The organism is Embleya sp. NPDC005575 (assembly GCF_040605455.1).
GTDB lineage: Bacteria > Actinomycetota > Actinomycetes > Streptomycetales > Streptomycetaceae > Embleya.
The window spans coordinates 1-1267 of the sequence record NZ_JBEXCV010000358.1 but is presented as its reverse complement, the minus strand read 5'-3'; the positions used below and the strand labels follow the sequence as shown (position 1 = coordinate 1267).

Sequence of the window (1267 nt, the reverse complement as noted above, 5' to 3'; positions counted from 1 at the left end):
GGTGTTGGAAGGGGTAGGTGGGCAGGTCGATCAGGGTCGCGGTGGTTGCGGTGAACAGCCGGGACCAGTCGACGGTGTGTCCGTCGGTGTGCAGGTGTGCCAGCGCGGTCATCGCGGTGCGGACCTGGGGCCGGCCACGGCGCTGCAACGCCACGAACGACGCGTCGACCACGTTCTCCCGGCCCATCGCCGTGAGTACACCGTCCGGCCCGATCTCCACGAACCTGGTCACCCCCGCCTCCCGCAACCGGGCGAGGTGATCGGCGAACCGCACCGGCTCACGAATGTGCTCCACCCAATACCGCGCCGAGCGCACCTCCTCGGTGCTCGCGGCCATCGGGATGTCGGGGTCGGCGAACACCGCACCGTTGACGACGGTGGCGAACTCTTCGAGGACCGGGTCCATCAGCGGGGAGTGGAAGGCGTGGCTGACCGTGAGCCGCCGCGTCTTGCGTCCCCGCTCGCGCAGCGTTTCGGCGACGGCGGTGACGACGTCCTCGACACCGGAGATCACCACCGACGACGGCCCGTTCACCGCGGCGATCCCCACCCGCGCCTCCTGCCCCCGCAGCAGGTCCACGACCTCGGCCTCGGTCGCCTGGACGGCGACCATCGCCCCGCCCGCGGGCAGGGCCTGCATCAACCGGCCCCGCTCGGCGACGACCCGGCAGGCGTCGCCGAGGGACAGGACCCCGGCCACATGCGCCGCGGCCAGCTCACCGATCGAGTGCCCGGTCACGAAGTCCGGCCGCACACCCCAGGATTCGAGGAGACGAAACATCGCCACCTCGACCGCGAACAACGCCGGCTGGGTGAACCCCGTCTCGTCCAACCCCCGCCCACCGAACACCACGTCCTTCAACGACCGGGACGACAAAGCGTCGAACCGGCCGCAGACGTCGTCGAACGCCGACGCGAACACCGGGAACGCGTCGTACAGTTCCCGACCCATCCCGGCCCGCTGCGCACCCTGACCGGTGAACAGGAACGCCGTACGCCCCTCACCCGCCACCCCCGACACCACACCCGCCCCGACCCCACCGGCCGCCAACACCCGCAAACCCGCGACCAGTTCGTCCCGATCCGCGGCCACCACCACACCACGATGCTCGAACGTCGACCGCGAAACCGCCGCCGACAACCCCACATCCGACAGCGACACACCGCCATCCACCCAGGACACCGAGGACACCCAGGACGCCAACCGCTCCGCCTGAGCCCGCAACGCCTGCGCCGACCGCGCCGACACCACCACCGGCACCACCGG

General features: G+C 71.1%; 1 protein-coding gene. It reads right to left on the bottom strand.

All coding sequences use genetic code 11. From position 1 onward, the window contains the following. Window positions 1–1267 (bottom strand): acyltransferase domain-containing protein (locus ABZS54_RS43005; protein WP_355548940.1); only part of this gene is annotated, 1267 nt, incomplete at both ends.